A 16,935-nucleotide genomic window follows, 5' to 3' on the forward strand; every position below is an offset into this window, starting at 1 on the left:
CTAAAAATGTGCTGTTTAATATTTCATCTTTAGTCCATCCGCCAGTTTTCTCTGCGATGTAACCTATAAATCCAAAAAGGCTATGAAAGCTTTCGCTTGTTAACTCCTCTTTTCCTCTTGACTCAGATTCATCGGCTTCGTTATCCTCGTTGTTTGTGTAAATCTGATAGTATTGATAAAATCCTCATACCCGCCATACAACAGTATTAACTGGTACAGGTAAAACAATTCTTTAACTTCAATGTTTCTCAATAAATACCTTGACAACAAACCAACACGCCATTGCTTTCTAGGACTATTTAACACAGCTAAAGCCACAATTTTACTAAGTGTTGTACCGTGTTCATTTACTACACTTATAGCGTTATTTAACTGCATATCCTTTTCAAGTTCAATATCAATACTCAAACTTTCTTCAGCAATACGAATAAGCGTATATAAGGTAGGTGCTTGAACTACCAATGCTATTGTTTTTTTGCCAAACCAACGTAAAAAAAGAGGTGCCTTAATAGTCACCTTAACACCTCTTTTTAATAATATATCAGCTGCTCGCTTTTCTGTTTTATTATCCATTATCCAAAGATTACCGCAGGTTTGTCAGCTGCTGGAGATAAAGGTTTAATAGTTACATCAAGTAAGGCTAAACCGTTTTTAACTAGCTTAGCATTAAACTTTGCTGTAATTCTAGCTTTAGGAAACTTAAACGAATTACCACTATTCAACACTAATTGAATAGCTTTTACAATTTCTGTTTGACTTACTGGTTCTGACCATTCATCGTTTAAAACTGTACCTCCTTTTAACTCAACTAAAGTGGTTGGTGAATAGTCATAAGTTGAAAACTTAATTGACTTACTTCCTTTTTCAATAAACGTATGAATCGGGTCGTCTTGTTGGTCGGAATGTTCATCGGTAATGGTTGGGTCTTCCTCAACAAACTCACATGAATTTTTGTATGTCTTACAAAGCTCACTCATATTAGCTTCTAAAGGGAAACTTCCGTCTGCAACTGGATCACCAACTTTTACCATTTGCAATCCGTATGTTTTAATTTCTGCCATGTTTAAATGGGTTTTAAAGGTTATTTAATTACTCTTCTTCTTCGCTTGAAGTGTCAGAAGTAGTATCCTTGTTATCGGTTTCAGCAGCTTCTACTTTTGTAGCTGTTACTGTTTCAGTTTGCACAGGTAACGCTGCTAATTCAGCTTTTTTTGCATCGATTTTTGCTTGTAAGGTGTCAGCTTTCATGTTGTGCGCTGGCTTCTTATCAAACAATTTCGTGTACTCCTCAACTAATGCCTCACGATTAGTATCCGTTGACGCTGTTTTAGTCTCAGTAGTTTCAGGTTCAAAATTGCGCTCGAAAGTGTACACTTTCTTGTCTTTCAACGTTTGCGCATGTGATTGTGCATGGTGCTTGTTTTCTTCTGAAAAACCTTGACCATCTGCTGTTAAATGCAACACCTCTAATTTGTGAATTGCAAATAACTCGTTTGCTTTGGTTTGTAGGGCTTGTTTGCTCATACGATTGTTGTTATTTTTTTATACTTTTTTATGATGTACCTAATTGCTATGAGTAATAACACAATTACTCCTCCTAACCACCAAGGAGGACGCCAAGGCATCTTTTGTTCTACAACTTCAACTGCTAACTTTTCATCTTTTTGTATATCAGTATCGGTTTGTTCTTTGGTATAAGTACGCTTGTTTACTTTAGTAGTTACTTGATAGGCAGCACTGGTATCTGTTAAGTGCAAATTCAATTTTGTGCCTGAACTTCCAAAAACCAATTTTATAGGTTTGTTACTCAATTTTGGTATTGGTACAATACCTGTTAGTGTATCGTTAACAACTTCAATAAGCTGTTCTTTTTTAGCGGTAAGCTGTATTGTACTCTTGTCTTCACTTTTAACTTTTACAGTGTTTTTAGTACCTCTACAAGAAAATAACAAAACAGTTAATAGTAAATATCCTATATACTTCATAGTTGTTTTAATTGAAAATGCATTCCGTCTTTTCTAGTCCATGTTCCACCCCAATCAAAGCCTGCATCTGTAAAACACTTTACCAATGCTAAACTCATTAAAGGTTGTTTACCTAAGCCATTCCAAGCTGCATTAATATCTATGGCTATTGCCCAACTGTGCAACGACCAACTTTTTAAACCTCGCTTCTTACGAATATTAAAGCAACCATCCCACGTTTTTAACTCCTTTTGTAAACCTCTTTTTATGATGTTTTCAAAGGCTTGCTGTAAAGGCTTAACCAAGTCTTTATTACAATAAATCTTGTTTGGTATTACAGGTAACTCTTTGTTTATCCAATCAGGAACATCCCATAGCACCATGTGTTTGTACTCCATTTGTACATTAGGCTCTCCATATTTTTGAATGCATTGTTTACTTGTTACCATCGTGATCTTCTAATTCTTCAATTCGCTTGTAAGCTCTTGTTAGTTTCGAGTTTAAAAGCTTTACTTTACGTTCTAAGGCTTCTAACTTTTCGGTAGTACTTTGCTCAGATTTTTTACACAGTATTAACTCTTTTTGAGTTTCATCAGCCAAACTCTTCCAACTTTGTGCTGTCTCTCGCCACTCTTTAGCCATGTTAACAAGGTTCTCTATCTCGGTGGCGTCGTTCGTTTTTTCTACAGAATTGGCTTCTGCTTTGTGCTTTCGGATATACAGTAGCCACTGCAAAAAAGCAGTGACTGCTGCACTTCCAAAAATTAAGAGGACGTTGTCTAACATGAGAGGTTAGGGTGTTTATCCGTTAGCCTGCATTAACACACCAACTCCTTCGTAACCTTTACGTCTAGCTCGCCCACCCATTCTTACTAAGAATGAATACACATCACCATACCAAGTTGGGTCACCTTCATTACTGAAAGCTTCTGTTGTACCAATAGCTTTTTCAAGCATGTTTTTATTCCAGAATAAGCATCCTTCGGTATCATCTACTGCTGCTACAGAACCAAAAGCCTTAAAGCTTTTATCCGCACCTAAATGATACACAGTTGAACGCACCATAATATTCCAACCTTGTACTTTGTACATAATTCCTGCTCTACGTTCAGCTTCACTAGTTGCTGCCATATAAGCTGCTGTTATAGCACTTTCAGCAGGAAACATTTGCACAGCTGCTTCAGGAGTTAACAAAGCGTACATATTTCCTTCACTCCATGCTTTTGCATAAATCATGAAGTTTCGCATACGTTGTAAATCGTTTAATCGGTAGTTCTTTCTAACTCCAGTAGCTCCATCTAGGATTGGTGCACTTGTCTCAGCACTATCAGTTAAAAGTATATTGTTAGTAGGCAAAGCTGCATTATCACCTACAGGAGACACTACAAAGTTTGTTAACATACCTTCAGCTACTTCATCTGAAAGGTTTGCAATATCTTGATCTAAAACAGATCGCCTTTTGTCATAAGACAATTCAACTGTTTCTGCATGCTTGATATGTACAGGATCAGTAGTGTACTCATCAATTTGATAAAGCACTTGTCCATCTGTACGCTGCTTTACTTGAGCAGGTAAAGTTTGACGGTTTTTCACTACAGTACTTGGTGCACCTGCTTGAGGTATGTGTACAATTTTACCAGCTAAAATATTACTGTCTGAAACATTAGCTACGTGATTTAAAAAAGAGTTATCATCTCTTAATTTTTCATGAATGGCTTTTTGCCAAATTTCTACTTCTAAACCCATTGTTTATTCGTTTTTTGATTAATTAGTTACTTACTACCTTTATGAAGGCTCTTTTCCAAATTCACGTTTAAAACGCTCATTGTAGTATTCAGTATGATTTAGTTTTAAATCAGCTAACATTTCGTTTTTATCTAACTCTTCCCAAGTCATCTTATCAAAAGCAGCTAACGTAGCTTCTTCGTCTTCTAAATTGTCTTTAATAGTCTTACGTTTTGGCAATGCTAATAAGAAAGTCAATGCATTTTCTAGCTTATTTTCAGCTAACTCTAACAATGCAGTTTCTCCTTTTGCATCTAAACGACCGTCTTTTTTAGCAAGAGCTAGTTCAGCATCAAAATCAGCTTGTAACTTGGTTGTTTTTTCTTTTTCCAAGCCTTCAAACTTTGTTTTGTAGCTATCTCTTTCTTTAAGTGCATCAGACAATTTAACTTCAATGCCTTTTATTGCGCCAACAATCGCCTCTCCTGAAGCATCGTCAGATAATTGTAAGTGTTTCGTTACTTCTTTCATATTTTCAGTTCTAAATGGTTTTTGTGATTTTTGAGCCGATAAGCATAATTCTTGAATGGCTTCGTCAGATAATACTTCCCCTGAATTATCATATAAAACAACTGCATTGGCATTGCTTGGAACAGCAACAATAGAAACCTCTGTTAACTCACACTTAGTTAACATCAACTTTCCATTAATCATTTTTAAGTCTTTCGGATTAAAGCGAATACCCATAGAGCAACCTTTAATCACACCTCCTTCTACTTTTCTAACTACTTCTAAACCTTCAGGGTCTTTTGTATCAAAGTTTGGAATACCTGATAAGATTACACCAGTTTCTTTTAACTCTGTCCAAACCCCTAAGACATCTTTTGTTTTATTAGAATGATCTGCTAAACAGATTGGGTTTTTTAAAAAACGTTGTGTTCCAATACCTGAAGTTTGTACGTAAAAACCGTAAGAGTTTTTCTGTGCTTCATCATTAATTGTAAAGGTTTTCTTTTTGCTCATTTCGTTTCGATTAACAAGGCAAAAGTGCAACAAGAATCTACGTTTAAAAAATGCAAAAACTATGATACCGAGATATTTACAGTATCATACCCCAACCTAAAGGGTATCATAAAAACACAAATTTTATAAGGTGTTTTCTTTGGCGACTTTTGTTTTGTAAACACATAGAAATGGCGAGATTAAGTAGTAAAGAAAAAAAGAAAGCACAGGAGCTGTTAGAGCTGTATTATGTTGATAGAGGTATAACTAACATTGATGAATTGGTCTTGAAAGTTGGTAAAACTGAAAAGACAATTCGTAAATGGATTGTAGAACTTAAGCTAGATAAATTCAAAAAGAATATTGTTTTAACAAGAAGCGAACAATTACGGTTAATGCTTGAAGAGTTAGAGCAAATAAACACCTCTATACATGAGAAACCTGACGGTGCTCGTTTTGCTGACTTTAAGCTTGCCCAAGTGCGAAGGCAACTTATAAAAGACATTAAAGACCTAGAAACTAAAGCTTTGGTATCAGAGCATGTAAACTCTTTAACTGTATTTATTGATTTTGTAAAAAAGGAGAATACAGATGATGCTTTAAAAATTGGAAACTATGCCAACGTATTTATTAAAAAATTATTGAATTAATGATTAGTAAATTAAAACATAGTAGAGACGATAAAGTTGCGTTAGATTTTTGGGAAAACTACTACGACAACCTTCAAAGTACAGATGATGTTGATTTATTTGAAAGTGAAGAAGATATTGAAGCTAGAAAAAAAGAGCTTGAAGCTGACTTTGAAAAATGGAAACAATACTATTTTGATAAGTATTGTACTGCTGAAACTCCTGATTTTCACAAAGCATCTTCTAACAGAGTTTTAAACAACCCTGAATGGTATGAAGTAAGGGCATGGTCTCGTGAACTTTCTAAAACTGGGCTTACCATGATGGAAATGACTTATTTGCATCTTACTGGAAAGAAGAAATTTACATTTATGATATCTGCTACTAAAGAAGCAGCTATTCGCTTATTAAGACCTTACAAGCTAAGCTTTGAAAGAAACAGAAGACTTATTCATGATTACGGAAAACAAGTAACACTGGGTAATTGGACTGAAGAATCATTTGTAACTCAAAGTGGTGGTATGTTTATAGCTCTTGGAGCTGGTCAATCTCCTCGTGGTGCTAGAAATGAAGAGATAAGACCTGATAGTGCAATCCTAGATGATTTTGACACTGATGAAGATTGCCGCAACCCTGACAGAGTTGATAAAAAGTGGGAATGGTTTGAACAAGCAGTATATGGTGCTCGTTCTATATCCAATCCTTTCCTAGTAATTTTTAACGGTAACATCATTGCAGATTATTGCTGCATAAAAAAAGCAATAGCTATTGCCGATAAGCATACTATCATAAATATTCGTGATAAAAAAGGTAAATCAACTTGGTCTAAAAATACAGAGGCACATATTGACAGAGTACTTTCAAAAATATCATCTGCTAGTGCGCAAAAAGAGTACTTCAACAATCCTGTAGTATTAGGTAAAGTTTTTAAAAAGCTACACTACGGCAAAATGCAACCATTGCAGCGTTACAAGTACTTAATTGGCTACACTGACCCTTCTTATAAAAAGAACGCAGATTATAAAGCTACAGCTCTTATTGGTAAGTACAAAGATGAATACCATGTACTATGGGTACGTTGTAGGCAAACTACTACACGTGCCATGATTGATTGGCAGTTTGAACTCTTAGATTTTGTAAATGATAAAACAGCAGTCTATTTACTCATAGAGTGGCCATGGATTGATGATACCATTAAACGAGAAATTAAAGCAGCTAACAAAAGGCATAACCAAACCTTAAAACTAAAAGCAGACGAACGAACAAAACCCGACAAGTTTTACCGTATAGAAAGTAACCTAGAGCCTTTAAATAGTAATGGCAAACTCATCTTTAACGAAAAACTAGAAGGTACTGACGACATGAAAGCAATGGAGTTTCAATTCTTAGGCTTGTCAGCAAAAAGTAGAATTAACGATGATGGTCCAGATGCTGTAGAAGGAGGTGTGTTTTGTGTAAATCACAAAAACAAACAAAACACAGCACCACCTCAAACCTACGCTAAACCAACCAACTCAAAACGATATTAACTATGGCATACTTAACAAAAGAAGAATTAAAAACACACGCTAAACAAAGCGAAATAACAGCAATTATTGAAGGTGACGAAACTATTGCTTTAGCATGTATAGATATCGCTATTGAATTTGCTACAAGTAAATTATTAAAACAATATGATACCGACCTTATATTTTCTAAAACAGGAACTGATCGTAACCCTTTACTACTTAAAATAGTTAAAGACATTGCTATTTGGGAACTTATAGGTTTAGGAAACCCAAGTATTGATTATGATGATAAGAAATTCAGGTACCAACAAGCTGTTGATTGGTTAGAGGCTGTTTATGGCGGTATGAAAACCACTTTAGATAAAATTCAGGTAACTGAAGAAGAAGAGGTAAAAACAACCTCATTCACATATCACTCAAACCCTAAACGTCAAAATCACTATTAATTATGGCTAAAAAGAAGAAAACAACAACACAAAACAAAGCAATAAACCTAAGTCAGGTATTAGTAGTTCAACCGCCTAAAGCAAGTAGTGTAGCAGTTGAAAAATGGCGTAGTGCTATGAATGCAGCCTATCGTGGTCGTAGAGCTACCTATTACGATTTGATTGAAGAGTTATTGAGTGATTTAATCTTGTCTGATGCTATTGGTAAACGAATACGTGCTATTACTAACTCCGAAATTCTATTTCAAAAAGATAAAAAGGAGGTTGAACCAATGATGGAGTTTATTGATACTCCTGAATTTGAAGAAGTAATAACTGAATTCATGTTTACCAAGTTTTATGGTAAAACTGTAATTGAGTTAAACTGGGTTGATGGTAAGTTTAAACCTTTTATAATACCAAGGCAACATTTAGATACACACAGAAAAGTAATTCTTAAAAATCGTTTCGACACAGAGACTGGTTGGAGTTATGAAAATGATGATTGGATCATAAACCTTGGTAAAGACAACGATCTTGGTTTGTTTAACAAAACTGCTCCGTTTGTAATTTTTAAACGGAATGGTGGTTCTGACTTTGCTCAGTTCTGTGAAATCTTTGGTATTCCGCAAATGGTAGGTTTGTATGATCCTGATGATGATAACGGACGTGAGGAGATGGAAACTGCATTTAAAAACCGTGGTTCTGGTGGCTCTATGACAATGAGTAAAAATGCAGACGTAAAGGTTATAGGACAAGGTGCAACTGGAAATGTTGATGTACATGAACGCTTTTTAAAATGGTGTGATGAGCAAATTATTATTGGTGTAAACAGTCAAACAATGACTACTAAAGACGGTAGTAGTTTAGCTCAAGCAAAAGTTCATGGAGAAACCGAAGACGATTTAAACCAAGCAGACAGACGCTACATTCAACGTATTTTAAACACTGAGTTGTTACCTAGGTTAGAAAAACGAGGTTATCCTGTTACTGGTGGTAAGTTTGTATTTGCTGAAAAAGGCGAAAAACTTACTAAAGAAAAGCAATTAGATATTGCCCTAAAAGTTGATAAAATTACAGAAAGCGGTGTGCATGAAGATTACTTCTTTGAGAACTTCAACCTACCAAAAGGCAAAGGAAAGACTACTGAAGAAGAACCTCCTATCAATTCTAAAAAAAAGAAAAAAGACCAGGAGGATGAAGAAGAGGAAACACAAAAAAGAGTAACCACTAAAAAGCTAGCTTTTTATGATAAGTTCTTAGATTTTTTCGCAAACGCTCCTCGATAGAACTTACGCTATACGAGGAGCTGAATTGGTCAGCTTTAGAACAAGAGTATAAAAACTGTTGTAGTGTTAACTTAAATGATACTCCTCCTGATTGGGCGGATGAGTTAGTAAGCGATTGGTTAAATGCTCTTAAAGACGTTTACAAAAACAAAAAGCTACCTGAAAACAAACTTGTAGATGTTATTGTAGAAAAACAAGGTAAAGCATTTAACAATGCTATTGACGAGGTATTTGATGCAGTTGATTTTGATTCTCCTGATTATGGAGTACGAGAAAAGCTAAAGCAAAATGTTTGGCGTTTTTCAGCAGCTAAAAACTACAACGATCTTACTCGTTTAAATAACTCTTTACTGCATGAAGACGGTAGCTTACGCAACTGGAATGAGTTTAAAAGAGAAGCACTGAAAGTCGTAGGAGATTCAACACGTTATTTAAAAACTGAATACAATACAATTGTTGCCAGTGCGCAAATGGCTCGTTTATGGGATGAAATTCAGCGAGACAAACATATATTTCCGTATGTGCAGTTTATCGTTGTTAAAGACAATCATACAAGCGAAATATGTTCACCTTTACACAATGTAATTGTTTCGGTAGATGATCCTATGTTGTTGGTATATTTTCCGCCTAATCATTTTAATTGTCGTACAACAATTAAAAAGCTTCGAAGAGGTAAACCAACTAAAGACTGGATTCGTCCTGATATTCCTGAAGCATTTAAAAACAATCCTGCAATTACAGGCAAAGTCTTTAGTGAAGACAATTCATATATCGAAAACACGCCTAACGATGTATTGGCAGCAGCAGGAACTTTATACGCTAACAACCTAAAAGAAGCTTTTAAGGATGCAAGTCCTAAATTTCGTAAACAATTAGAGTTATACAAGTTAAAATATCCGTTGTATCAAAAAACAGATAATTCACTTGTAGAGGTTAGTTTATGGCACGATGCTACTGAGCCAAGAAACCTAGTTGTTGCTAAACACATAGCTAATAAGTTTAATGCTAACATAAAACTAAGACCACATACTGACGGTAAGTATTTAAACGAACCAAACCCTGAGTATGTATTTGATGGTTTAATTGCAGACAGAAAGTCTCCAGTAGGTTTAAACTTAAAAAACCTGTTACGTAAGGCACACAACAAACAAAACTGTGAAGTACTGATTTTAGACTTAGAGAACAACAATAACAGTATTGATGTAATGCTAAATGAGATTAGTAAAAAACTAAAGAACCCAACAAATTATCCGAAGATTAAAAGAGTGATTTTAATTTCTAAGGACATGACGGACTTTAGAGATTTTAGGAGATAAAAAAAACAGCAACGTAAAAGCTGCTGTTTTTATATGTGAGTTTGTATTCTTGGAATTACCCGCGAAACTTATCACATTACAAATATACAAAATTTAAAGCACTTTTAAACAGCTTTTAAAATGGCAAGAAGTATTGCAGAACTATTTAATAAAAAAGTACAACAGCGGTTAGCACAAACCCTTAGAGAGCTTCCTGCTATACTTGGAGAGGAAGCTGTTAACTTCTCTTTACAAAGTTTTGATCAAGAAGCTTGGAGTGGATATAGCCAAGAAGTATGGAAGAAACGAAAAAACCCAACCAAATGGGGCAAAAAAGATGAAGTAGGAAGAGCTTTACTGGTTAAAACAGGAAGAGGTAAACGAAGTATACGTGTGAGCAGAGTGCTTAAAGACAAGGTTTTTATAGTGGCAGGTGGTGCTGAAGCTCCATACATGAGAGCGCATAACTTTGGTTTTAGAGGTAAAGTAATCCAAAACGTACAACCTTTTTCTAGAAAAATGAGTACAGGTAAAACTCAAAAGGTAAAAGGCTTTACAAGAACCATTAACCAAAACATTCCTAAGCGTATGTTTATTGGCGGACAAAAGCAATCTCCCTATTTAAAAGCTCGCTTAAAAAGAGCTACAGTACACGAATTAAGAACTATTTTTAAATAACAACTATGGAATTATTATACGAGCAACTTATACAACTTTTAAGCAATGTACCTGAACTAAAGTGGATAGATTTAGACGTAGGACAATTACAAGAAGATCACCCTCCTGTACTTTATCCTTGTGCTTTAATTGAAATTAGCGCAGACAAAGCTGAAGATATAGAAAACCATACCCAACAAGTATCAGGTAGGTTTAAAATTACGTTAGCTTTTAAAGCTTATGGTGAAACGAATAGTACAACTGACTTACCAACAAGAAGTAATGCACTTGAATATTTTAGAATAGCAACTAAATGCTACAAGGAATTACAAGGGTTTACTAACGACAATTTTTATCCGTTTAGTAGAACTAGTGAACGACCTGAAAATATTAAGAAAGAACTAAAAGTAGTTGCTCAGTATTATGATACCTCTTGGCATGATTATACTGCCAGTTAAGATAGGGAAAAGACTTTTTTAATTGAGCAATAGATACGTTTTTACGTTCTAGGTTATTAATAATAGTAGAGTTATCTGCCAACACATCGGTAATAGTTGCCTCTTTTATATCAAACTCTTCATGTAAATGATCTAAACATACTGAGAACTTTAAACCTATTAAACTAGAGTAGAAATAAAATCGGGCTGCCAATTTTAAATTGCGGTGCTGTATGCATTGTTGACTTCTTCCTTTGCTCATCTATACAAAAATAACAAAACCACGCAATTTTACAAGGCGTGGTTTCATTTTATTGTCTTTTTGGTGTTATTACCAGTCTTCTACCTCTTTTGTATAGGTTTTTGAAATGGCTTCTATTAAAGTATTAAAAAACAATTCTAAATCTGCTTTTGCCTTTTTAGACTTTAACTTACCTTTTCTGTAAATACCTAAGTTATCTCCAGTTAAACTTCCTTTATCCCAGTTTAAATGAAGTACTTGATGCTTATGAGTAAATGTAGTAAGCTTAAAAGTTGGCGCATCAAATCGTACTTTACCATCTTTAAACTTAATTGTTAGGCTATAATCTATATCAAAAACATGGAAAGAGTTTCGTCTGATCTTGTTTAGCTCTCTTCCTGAAATTGTAATCATTTCACCTTCTACTACACTCATTACTTCCTTGGCAGACTTATAGTTCTCAGTAATAAAAAGCTTTGTTTCGTTAAAAAGGTTTAAAGCATTTTTATTAGGCACTTCAACAACTATATAATCTTTTTCATCGTTCTTAAAACCATCTGTAGTTAATTCAAATTGCTGCCCAAAACAAACTGTTGAAATTAATAATAGTAAAAGTGTTAATTTTTTCATGTGTGTAATTTTTATCAAATATACTATTTTTCAATTTCTTTAAATTCAATACATTCTATATAATCAACGTACTTATCTAATAAACTAACACCAGTAAAAATCCAATATAAAAATGATGGCACCATCAACAAAATGAAACCAATCATAGTTATTAAAAAAAAGACTATCTTAATAAGCCTAATGCCAATATTTAATATTTTTGATCTCTTCAAACTTGTTAACTTATTGTTGTTTCAACAAATTTAAACTGTATTATTGGCAAAGTCTTACGGAAAACCATAACAAAAGAATGAATGTAACACTCTTAGAAGAGCTTTGTAAAAAGGAAGGTAGAAAAGTATTTGAGAAGTTTAAAAACTCGGTAGAAAACAACCCTTTTGGTAAGGTTAATAAAGGTATTATTACCGATAGTTTAAAGTTTGAAATTAACCAAGAGTTTGGAAGAAGTGTTTTAAGCAAATGGATTAAAACAAACAATCTGAACTCGAAAGCTCAGATTGATGCTGTTAATCAAATTATTAAACGTTATAAGGAAACAATTGTAAAAACTTCACTATTTTGGGTGAAAAACAAATACGGTATCATAATTAATTTAAATGAACGAAAAAACTTAAGGTATTAAATGTTTAAATTTCCCATAACAATTAAGACGTTCAAGATTAAACAGATTTATCAAATAAATTTTTGAATAAGCCTTTAGTTCATTAGTTTGGTACTCGTTTTGTAACTCAAGTACTTTTTCTTTTTCTAGCTCTTCAACTTTATTTCTAAAAAAAATCATATCAGATTTTTCAGCAATTTTCTCCATTTCTAAACTAATTCTATTCTGTTCAAAAAAAGCTTCTGCTCGTATTTTTGCAATGTTTTGTTTCTGTTCTAATGTCATACTTTTATTTTTTTAAGCTAAAGTAATTAAATTATATCAATTATTATAGTAATGACATTAGCATCAATTATCTACTTTATTATCAAACAATCTTCTTCTGAAAAAGGTTCTGAACGAGTACCATCCTCAGACCAAACTACATTTGTAACTTGGGCTAAAGTAGCAGGTTGAACAGTGAAATCTGTATCAGCATCTGACACTAACACCTCCATATTGTCAGGTAAATCTTTAATAATTTCTTTTAATGTTGCTATATTCATAATATTTAGTTTTGTGTAACAGAAATGCTACTTATAAATTCTCTATTTTTGTGTATGTTAAAATCAGTTTTAAACTTTTTAAAAGAGCTTGGAATTTTAATTGCAGCCATTATTGCAGCTGAAGCTCTTACTTTTCTATTCCTGTGGGCTAATTCTTAACCTACTGTTTTATAATTCTTCTTTTTGAGGTTGTATAAGTAACATAATGATTAACTTCAAAATGAAATTCTTCGCCACATGATTCACATTCAATCATTCCACTATCTTCATACTCCCAACTATCAGTAAATTCATGATTGCAATGAGGACATTTAATTTCACTATTATTCAGGTAGTCTAAAAATTTTAAATCTGGTGTTTCCATTATCTACTGTTTTATTAAAATAACCATGTGAAAAATTTTACAACCAGTTTAGAAGCGATCAAACCTCCAATTATTGCAAATGGTAAACCAATCATTCCATCACGGAAACCTTTATTGTACGCCTTCTGTTTTTTACTCATAATTTCTACAGTTTTAAAATGCCCCGAAGGGCATTCGGTTAGTCTAAGATTATCCAATCAGACTCTAAAACATCACTTGGACTGGCAACCCAACCATAAATTTTGTTATTTGGGTAAACCATAGCTAATTGATTTTGATAACTAATAGAATCAAAGCTTGATTGATGAACAGCCTCTAACCAGTTTTTATCTTCATGCCTTCTTGTAAATTCATCTTTTACCGATTGCGGTAAACTTGTCATTTTAGACACTATCTCCATACTAACACTACTAGGCACTTGCATAAAAATGAACATTCCTTTACCATTCCATCCTTTACGTGCAACACGTTTTCCTAATTTTAAAGCGTCAATTGCTTTACCAAATGATACTAATTGATTGGCAGTACCTACCGTTTCGTTTGCTTCTTGCATTTTATATTGGTTTTTAAATTAGATAGGCGGGAAAGATTCGAACTTTCAGTCTGGACTTCCTTCTTAGGTTTCTAAGCCCCTCGTTGCGGGATATAAGCATCAACCGACCAGAACCGCCTTATTCGTTTAATTACTGTTAAATTGATTACCAACTAAAGTTTTTTGCATCTAAATAGACTTGACAATGACGCCTTAACGGATTGTGTCCGTTTCCATTTTGAGCCAAAATATCTTTGTGTGTTGCTCTAATAAATCCACGCCATTGAAAATCATTACTCATAGTTCCTCTATGCTCATCCTTTTGTGTGAATTTATACCATTCTTGCGGTTGTATCCCCCATGTTTTATCTCCTTTTCTAAACTCTGTTAATGGCGCATTTGAAATCCATAAATACATTGGTTTGTCAAGTTTAACTGCATCAAAATCTTGCTTATTATTTATACGTGGAATATTATCAAAATGCCAATTTGGAATACATGGAAACTGATTAGGCATAAGCATATGTACTTTTACATCCCAAAAAAAATCATTTACATTTTCAGGGAAGCTTTCTTTGATTAACGATAAATCAGGCATCAGCTCTACTAATTGATTAAATGTAGCTCTATGCACTCCACAGTGTTGTTTTGACCAATCTATATTTTTCATATTTCTTTATTTACTCTATTTTTATATATTTGATTTATGATTTTTCATGATAAACATCTTGAACTAGATTGTACTGTTGTTAATAAGTTTACTGACAACAATACTGATATGATTGTGTATAAATTTTATGATGTTAATAAATGGATTTATAAATGCATTTCGGTTAACGATTTTAATCTAAAATTCGAAATGAATATCTTTCAAAAAAAATCTTAACTACAGTTTGATTGATTTAATTTCTCTTATAAAGTCAAGACACTTAGGACAAGTAATTCCTCCTTTTTTTACACTTTTGGTTTCATACTCACAGCCACTAGCTCCAAATCCAAAATACTCTCCATCACATAGTGTAGCACTATCACCACAAGTAGTTTTTACATAATGCCAATGTTGAAGATATTTGTCTCTAGGTTCTCCATTATCATCACATAATATTTTTACTAAATAGTTCATAACCTACTATTTTATAAAAATGTATGTTGCATAAATGAGGTATAAAATTGCGACCCAATGCATAATACCCAAAACGATTATTACACGGTCTTTTGTTTGAAATAACAAACACTCTTTAATGTAAGTTTTTAACATAGTTCTTGTTTTTAGTTATTTGAAATAGTTTTATATAATCTGTTTTTAAAAAGCCTTTAAAAGCTATTTAAAACGACTTTCTATTTGATTTCTTCGACTTGCCAATTTGTCTACATTAGCTGTAGATTTAAAATGATCATTTAGCCTTTCTTGAAGTTGATTATTAAGTGCTGTTTTTGAGCTTTCGGACAATTCTCTGTTAATTGCTATTGCTAATTTTTGACGATCGTCTGAATACTTTTTAACTTGTCGTAATATGCGTGCAGGGGTTATTTTAAATACATCGCCTTCTTTAATCTCTTTACAAATTACCACCAAGTCTTCAAGTTTTAAACTGCGATATTCGTATTTAGATAACAGTTCCGCAGCTATTACTTCAGCTTTTTCTTGGCTAAGTGGGCTATCAAAATACATTGATACTGCTTTAAACAAATTGGTAATACAAGTAATTACCTTGTCTTCATTTTCCTTAGACAACAAGCCCAAGCTAGGGGTAGTGGATAAGAAAGCTTTACGCATCGTTAAATTATTATAGTACTTAACAACAAGCCTGTTGTTATATTGAGACGCTGCTGTTAGTTCCAGTAGTGCTGGAACCGTTGTTTTTGATAATTTCTCTGATGATGACATTTAATCTTGAATTAATATATTTTAAATCGGTATTGTCTTGGTGAAACTCTTTTAAAGTTTCCCACTTAGAAAGGATCAATTGCCAATTTTGAAGTGCTATTGGCTCATTACCTCCGTTAATTTGCTTTAGGTAGGCAATGATTTGTTTCAGAGCTTTACCATCTGCTCCAGTAAACTTTGGAGGTACTCCTGTAGCACGTTCGTAAAACTGATACCACGTTTCTAAAAAATGAGTATAAAGCGTCTTTTCTTTTACTTCTGCGGTATAAGTTATTTTACCTTCAAAGCTTTGCTTAAAAGCTTCTAAATCGGTTTCTTTTGGCGGTATAATGCGACCAATCTCTTTAATTGTTTTGTTATTGATTTGTCCTGATAAATGCTCTAAGCGTTTAAACTTACCATTGCGATAGGTAAGTTTAAGCTTAGCGGTTGTTTCTGTTATTTCTACGGTGTAATGTCGGGTCATATTCGGGTGTAAAAACGAATTATTACGTATTCGGGTTTTCGGCAATATTTAGTTTATTAAATATCTTACTACAGTACTTTATTTGATGTTTACAATCGTCAATACCATAATGAGGTACTCCTTCAAACTTTTGTTCATCTTTTATTTCAGGAGCAAAAGCAACTAGTGTTCTTACGTCTCTTTCGTTGTAGTGTTTCCATGGTAACTCATAATCAAACAAATCAAAAGCAGCCTCTAAAATCCCTAAATCAAACCTTGCTGAATTACCCCAAACCTTTACATCGTTTGATGTGTAGTTGTAAACAAACTGATGAAGCCTAATTAATGTGTTTTTAAGTTTACGCTGATCGCTCAAGTTCACAATTTTTTGTTGAGCTTCCTTACTTTGATTTAACCACCAAAAAAATGTTTGTTCGTCTATTTTTAAACCTTGTTTAACTGAATCTTCAACACATATATTCTGATGAAAAACATCACCTATTCTTCCTGTTTTTAAATCAAATGAAACTGCTGATATACTTAGTATAACACAACTAGGCTTTGTTCCTAAAGTTTCAATATCAATCATTAAATTATCCATTATCTATTGCACTTATATAGTTATTAACTGCTTTTTGCAACCTTGTATCTTCTACTGGTGGGTTGCTTACCCATTGGTTGTTGCCATCCTTATAAATGTGATGTCCTTTTACAACAAATTCTGTAGGTGATTTTGGTATAAATGTGTAGCTCATATT

At 33.5% G+C, this 16,935-nt stretch carries 28 protein-coding genes; 8 read left to right on the forward strand and 20 right to left on the reverse strand.

Annotation, left to right across the window (positions count from 1 at the left end; genetic code table 11):
• Positions 1 to 99: 99 nt before the first annotated feature.
• Genes ACKTSU_RS09990 through ACKTSU_RS10025 form a run of 8 tightly spaced genes read right to left on the reverse strand, consistent with a single transcriptional unit; the run spans position 100 to position 4,712 of the window.
• The gene (locus ACKTSU_RS09990; protein ID WP_408036266.1) at positions 100 to 573 is read right to left on the reverse strand and encodes a hypothetical protein; all 474 of its coding nucleotides are present in this window, start codon (positions 571 to 573) and stop codon (positions 100 to 102) included.
• Entirely contained in the window at positions 573 to 1,061 is a 489-nt protein-coding gene (locus ACKTSU_RS09995; protein WP_408036267.1) for a hypothetical protein, read from the reverse strand. Before ACKTSU_RS09995 ends, ACKTSU_RS09990 begins: the two co-directional genes overlap by 1 nt.
• 28 nt (positions 1,062 to 1,089) lie before the next feature.
• The gene (locus ACKTSU_RS10000; RefSeq protein ID WP_408036268.1) at positions 1,090 to 1,524 is read right to left on the reverse strand and encodes a hypothetical protein; all 435 of its coding nucleotides are present in this window, start codon (positions 1,522 to 1,524) and stop codon (positions 1,090 to 1,092) included.
• Positions 1,521 to 1,985, reverse strand: a complete 465-nt coding sequence (locus ACKTSU_RS10005; RefSeq protein WP_408036269.1) for a hypothetical protein — start codon at positions 1,983 to 1,985, stop codon at positions 1,521 to 1,523. The genes ACKTSU_RS10000 and ACKTSU_RS10005 overlap by 4 nt, the downstream gene beginning before the upstream one ends.
• The gene (locus ACKTSU_RS10010; protein ID WP_408036270.1) at positions 1,982 to 2,413 is read right to left on the reverse strand and encodes a M15 family metallopeptidase; all 432 of its coding nucleotides are present in this window, start codon (positions 2,411 to 2,413) and stop codon (positions 1,982 to 1,984) included. Before ACKTSU_RS10010 ends, ACKTSU_RS10005 begins: the two co-directional genes overlap by 4 nt.
• A complete protein-coding gene (locus ACKTSU_RS10015; protein WP_408036271.1) occupies positions 2,400 to 2,750 on the reverse strand; it encodes a hypothetical protein in 351 nt (116 codons plus the stop codon). Before ACKTSU_RS10015 ends, ACKTSU_RS10010 begins: the two co-directional genes overlap by 14 nt.
• Positions 2,751 to 2,765: 15 nt before the next feature.
• Positions 2,766 to 3,710: a hypothetical protein gene (locus ACKTSU_RS10020; RefSeq protein WP_408036272.1), complete on the reverse strand. Its 945-nt coding sequence runs from the start codon at positions 3,708 to 3,710 to the stop codon at positions 2,766 to 2,768.
• Between the two features lie 39 nt (positions 3,711 to 3,749).
• Positions 3,750 to 4,712: an HK97 family phage prohead protease gene (locus ACKTSU_RS10025; protein WP_408036273.1), complete on the reverse strand. Its 963-nt coding sequence runs from the start codon at positions 4,710 to 4,712 to the stop codon at positions 3,750 to 3,752.
• Between the two features lie 170 nt (positions 4,713 to 4,882).
• Between ACKTSU_RS10025 and ACKTSU_RS10030 the strand changes: the two genes are divergently transcribed.
• The 7 genes from ACKTSU_RS10030 (at position 4,883) to ACKTSU_RS10060 (ending at position 10,952) form a co-directional block, all read left to right on the forward strand.
• Positions 4,883 to 5,341: a transcriptional regulator gene (locus tag ACKTSU_RS10030; RefSeq protein ID WP_408036274.1), complete on the forward strand. Its 459-nt coding sequence runs from the start codon at positions 4,883 to 4,885 to the stop codon at positions 5,339 to 5,341.
• The gene (locus ACKTSU_RS10035) at positions 5,341 to 6,849 is read left to right on the forward strand and encodes a hypothetical protein (RefSeq protein WP_408036275.1); all 1,509 of its coding nucleotides are present in this window, start codon (positions 5,341 to 5,343) and stop codon (positions 6,847 to 6,849) included. The genes ACKTSU_RS10030 and ACKTSU_RS10035 overlap by 1 nt, the downstream gene beginning before the upstream one ends.
• 2 nt (positions 6,850 to 6,851) lie before the next feature.
• On the forward strand, positions 6,852 to 7,274 hold the full coding sequence (locus ACKTSU_RS10040; protein WP_047789441.1) for a phage protein Gp36 family protein: 423 nt from the start codon (positions 6,852 to 6,854) through the stop codon (positions 7,272 to 7,274).
• Positions 7,275 to 7,276: 2 nt separating this feature from the next.
• The gene (locus tag ACKTSU_RS10045; RefSeq protein WP_408036276.1) at positions 7,277 to 8,542 is read left to right on the forward strand and encodes a phage portal protein family protein; all 1,266 of its coding nucleotides are present in this window, start codon (positions 7,277 to 7,279) and stop codon (positions 8,540 to 8,542) included.
• A gap of 350 nt (positions 8,543 to 8,892) precedes the next feature.
• The gene (locus ACKTSU_RS10050) at positions 8,893 to 9,858 is read left to right on the forward strand and encodes a minor capsid protein (protein WP_408036906.1); all 966 of its coding nucleotides are present in this window, start codon (positions 8,893 to 8,895) and stop codon (positions 9,856 to 9,858) included.
• Between the two features lie 120 nt (positions 9,859 to 9,978).
• The gene (locus ACKTSU_RS10055; protein ID WP_408036277.1) at positions 9,979 to 10,515 is read left to right on the forward strand and encodes a hypothetical protein; all 537 of its coding nucleotides are present in this window, start codon (positions 9,979 to 9,981) and stop codon (positions 10,513 to 10,515) included.
• Between the two features lie 5 nt (positions 10,516 to 10,520).
• Complete coding sequence (locus ACKTSU_RS10060) at positions 10,521 to 10,952, forward strand: hypothetical protein (protein ID WP_408036278.1); 432 nt, start codon at positions 10,521 to 10,523, stop codon at positions 10,950 to 10,952.
• Positions 10,953 to 11,262: 310 nt separating this feature from the next.
• Here ACKTSU_RS10060 and ACKTSU_RS10065 read toward each other — a convergent pair whose 3' ends face one another.
• Positions 11,263 to 11,802 (reverse strand): DUF4468 domain-containing protein, encoded by a 540-nt coding sequence (locus tag ACKTSU_RS10065; protein WP_408036279.1) that lies wholly within the window; start codon positions 11,800 to 11,802, stop codon positions 11,263 to 11,265.
• 289 nt (positions 11,803 to 12,091) lie between these two features.
• Here ACKTSU_RS10065 and ACKTSU_RS10070 point away from each other — a divergent pair, with 289 nt between their 5' ends.
• Positions 12,092 to 12,424: a hypothetical protein gene (locus tag ACKTSU_RS10070; protein WP_408036280.1), complete on the forward strand. Its 333-nt coding sequence runs from the start codon at positions 12,092 to 12,094 to the stop codon at positions 12,422 to 12,424.
• Here ACKTSU_RS10070 and ACKTSU_RS10075 read toward each other — a convergent pair.
• From ACKTSU_RS10075 to ACKTSU_RS10125, 11 genes are all read right to left on the reverse strand, one after another.
• Positions 12,413 to 12,688, reverse strand: coding sequence for a hypothetical protein (locus ACKTSU_RS10075; protein ID WP_408036281.1), 276 nt, complete (start codon positions 12,686 to 12,688; stop codon positions 12,413 to 12,415). The genes ACKTSU_RS10070 and ACKTSU_RS10075 overlap by 12 nt on opposite strands.
• Before the next feature lie 71 nt (positions 12,689 to 12,759).
• A complete protein-coding gene (locus tag ACKTSU_RS10080) occupies positions 12,760 to 12,948 on the reverse strand; it encodes a hypothetical protein (protein ID WP_408036282.1) in 189 nt (62 codons plus the stop codon).
• A gap of 160 nt (positions 12,949 to 13,108) precedes the next feature.
• Positions 13,109 to 13,312 (reverse strand): hypothetical protein, encoded by a 204-nt coding sequence (locus ACKTSU_RS10085; protein ID WP_408036283.1) that lies wholly within the window; start codon positions 13,310 to 13,312, stop codon positions 13,109 to 13,111.
• Positions 13,313 to 13,326: 14 nt separating this feature from the next.
• Positions 13,327 to 13,452: a hypothetical protein gene (locus tag ACKTSU_RS10090; RefSeq protein ID WP_408036284.1), complete on the reverse strand. Its 126-nt coding sequence runs from the start codon at positions 13,450 to 13,452 to the stop codon at positions 13,327 to 13,329.
• A 38-nt stretch (positions 13,453 to 13,490) separates the two neighbouring features.
• Positions 13,491 to 13,865 (reverse strand): DUF2829 domain-containing protein, encoded by a 375-nt coding sequence (locus ACKTSU_RS10095; RefSeq protein ID WP_408036285.1) that lies wholly within the window; start codon positions 13,863 to 13,865, stop codon positions 13,491 to 13,493.
• 145 nt (positions 13,866 to 14,010) lie between these two features.
• The gene (locus ACKTSU_RS10100; RefSeq protein ID WP_408036286.1) at positions 14,011 to 14,514 is read right to left on the reverse strand and encodes a hypothetical protein; all 504 of its coding nucleotides are present in this window, start codon (positions 14,512 to 14,514) and stop codon (positions 14,011 to 14,013) included.
• Between the two features lie 216 nt (positions 14,515 to 14,730).
• Positions 14,731 to 14,967, reverse strand: a complete 237-nt coding sequence (locus tag ACKTSU_RS10105) for a hypothetical protein (protein WP_408036287.1) — start codon at positions 14,965 to 14,967, stop codon at positions 14,731 to 14,733.
• Positions 14,968 to 15,165: 198 nt separating this feature from the next.
• Positions 15,166 to 15,732, reverse strand: coding sequence for a hypothetical protein (locus ACKTSU_RS10110; RefSeq protein WP_408036288.1), 567 nt, complete (start codon positions 15,730 to 15,732; stop codon positions 15,166 to 15,168).
• Positions 15,659 to 16,198 carry a hypothetical protein gene (locus tag ACKTSU_RS10115; protein WP_408036289.1) on the reverse strand — a complete coding sequence of 180 codons (540 nt, stop codon included), beginning with the start codon at positions 16,196 to 16,198 and terminating at the stop codon, positions 15,659 to 15,661. The genes ACKTSU_RS10110 and ACKTSU_RS10115 overlap by 74 nt, the downstream gene beginning before the upstream one ends.
• Before the next feature lie 22 nt (positions 16,199 to 16,220).
• Positions 16,221 to 16,778: a 3'-5' exonuclease gene (locus ACKTSU_RS10120; protein ID WP_408036290.1), complete on the reverse strand. Its 558-nt coding sequence runs from the start codon at positions 16,776 to 16,778 to the stop codon at positions 16,221 to 16,223.
• On the reverse strand, positions 16,771 to 16,932 hold the full coding sequence (locus tag ACKTSU_RS10125; protein ID WP_408036291.1) for a hypothetical protein: 162 nt from the start codon (positions 16,930 to 16,932) through the stop codon (positions 16,771 to 16,773). Before ACKTSU_RS10125 ends, ACKTSU_RS10120 begins: the two co-directional genes overlap by 8 nt.
• Positions 16,933 to 16,935 lie beyond the last annotated feature (3 nt).

Origin of the sequence: Tenacibaculum aestuarii (genome assembly GCF_964510395.1) — a bacterium.
In the GTDB taxonomy this organism is placed as follows: Bacteria; Bacteroidota; Bacteroidia; order Flavobacteriales; family Flavobacteriaceae; genus Polaribacter; species Polaribacter aestuarii.

What these genes read in the sequence shown, in the direction of transcription:
- ACKTSU_RS10000 (WP_408036268.1), bottom strand. Translation starts at nt 1,524, where the DNA reads ATGAGCAAACAAGCCCTACAAACCAAAGCAAACGAGTTATTTGCAATT.
- ACKTSU_RS10010 (WP_408036270.1), bottom strand. Translation starts at nt 2,413, where the DNA reads ATGGTAACAAGTAAACAATGCATTCAAAAATATGGAGAGCCTAATGTA.
- ACKTSU_RS10025 (WP_408036273.1), bottom strand. Translation starts at nt 4,712, where the DNA reads ATGAGCAAAAAGAAAACCTTTACAATTAATGATGAAGCACAGAAAAAC.
- ACKTSU_RS10085 (WP_408036283.1), bottom strand. Translation starts at nt 13,312, where the DNA reads ATGGAAACACCAGATTTAAAATTTTTAGACTACCTGAATAATAGTGAA.
- ACKTSU_RS10060 (WP_408036278.1), top strand. Translation starts at nt 10,521, where the DNA reads ATGGAATTATTATACGAGCAACTTATACAACTTTTAAGCAATGTACCT.
- ACKTSU_RS10125 (WP_408036291.1), bottom strand. Translation starts at nt 16,932, where the DNA reads ATGAGCTACACATTTATACCAAAATCACCTACAGAATTTGTTGTAAAA.
- ACKTSU_RS10120 (WP_408036290.1), bottom strand. Translation starts at nt 16,778, where the DNA reads ATGGATAATTTAATGATTGATATTGAAACTTTAGGAACAAAGCCTAGT.
- ACKTSU_RS10030 (WP_408036274.1), top strand. Translation starts at nt 4,883, where the DNA reads ATGGCGAGATTAAGTAGTAAAGAAAAAAAGAAAGCACAGGAGCTGTTA.
- ACKTSU_RS09990 (WP_408036266.1), bottom strand. Translation starts at nt 573, where the DNA reads ATGGATAATAAAACAGAAAAGCGAGCAGCTGATATATTATTAAAAAGA.
- ACKTSU_RS10045 (WP_408036276.1), top strand. Translation starts at nt 7,277, where the DNA reads ATGGCTAAAAAGAAGAAAACAACAACACAAAACAAAGCAATAAACCTA.
- ACKTSU_RS10065 (WP_408036279.1), bottom strand. Translation starts at nt 11,802, where the DNA reads ATGAAAAAATTAACACTTTTACTATTATTAATTTCAACAGTTTGTTTT.
- ACKTSU_RS10115 (WP_408036289.1), bottom strand. Translation starts at nt 16,198, where the DNA reads ATGACCCGACATTACACCGTAGAAATAACAGAAACAACCGCTAAGCTT.
- ACKTSU_RS10035 (WP_408036275.1), top strand. Translation starts at nt 5,341, where the DNA reads ATGATTAGTAAATTAAAACATAGTAGAGACGATAAAGTTGCGTTAGAT.
- ACKTSU_RS10070 (WP_408036280.1), top strand. Translation starts at nt 12,092, where the DNA reads ATGAATGTAACACTCTTAGAAGAGCTTTGTAAAAAGGAAGGTAGAAAA.
- ACKTSU_RS10015 (WP_408036271.1), bottom strand. Translation starts at nt 2,750, where the DNA reads ATGTTAGACAACGTCCTCTTAATTTTTGGAAGTGCAGCAGTCACTGCT.
- ACKTSU_RS10090 (WP_408036284.1), bottom strand. Translation starts at nt 13,452, where the DNA reads ATGAGTAAAAAACAGAAGGCGTACAATAAAGGTTTCCGTGATGGAATG.
- ACKTSU_RS10020 (WP_408036272.1), bottom strand. Translation starts at nt 3,710, where the DNA reads ATGGGTTTAGAAGTAGAAATTTGGCAAAAAGCCATTCATGAAAAATTA.
- ACKTSU_RS10075 (WP_408036281.1), bottom strand. Translation starts at nt 12,688, where the DNA reads ATGACATTAGAACAGAAACAAAACATTGCAAAAATACGAGCAGAAGCT.
- ACKTSU_RS10055 (WP_408036277.1), top strand. Translation starts at nt 9,979, where the DNA reads ATGGCAAGAAGTATTGCAGAACTATTTAATAAAAAAGTACAACAGCGG.
- ACKTSU_RS09995 (WP_408036267.1), bottom strand. Translation starts at nt 1,061, where the DNA reads ATGGCAGAAATTAAAACATACGGATTGCAAATGGTAAAAGTTGGTGAT.
- ACKTSU_RS10005 (WP_408036269.1), bottom strand. Translation starts at nt 1,985, where the DNA reads ATGAAGTATATAGGATATTTACTATTAACTGTTTTGTTATTTTCTTGT.
- ACKTSU_RS10040 (WP_047789441.1), top strand. Translation starts at nt 6,852, where the DNA reads ATGGCATACTTAACAAAAGAAGAATTAAAAACACACGCTAAACAAAGC.
- ACKTSU_RS10105 (WP_408036287.1), bottom strand. Translation starts at nt 14,967, where the DNA reads ATGAACTATTTAGTAAAAATATTATGTGATGATAATGGAGAACCTAGA.
- ACKTSU_RS10100 (WP_408036286.1), bottom strand. Translation starts at nt 14,514, where the DNA reads ATGAAAAATATAGATTGGTCAAAACAACACTGTGGAGTGCATAGAGCT.
- ACKTSU_RS10110 (WP_408036288.1), bottom strand. Translation starts at nt 15,732, where the DNA reads ATGTCATCATCAGAGAAATTATCAAAAACAACGGTTCCAGCACTACTG.
- ACKTSU_RS10095 (WP_408036285.1), bottom strand. Translation starts at nt 13,865, where the DNA reads ATGCAAGAAGCAAACGAAACGGTAGGTACTGCCAATCAATTAGTATCA.
- ACKTSU_RS10080 (WP_408036282.1), bottom strand. Translation starts at nt 12,948, where the DNA reads ATGAATATAGCAACATTAAAAGAAATTATTAAAGATTTACCTGACAAT.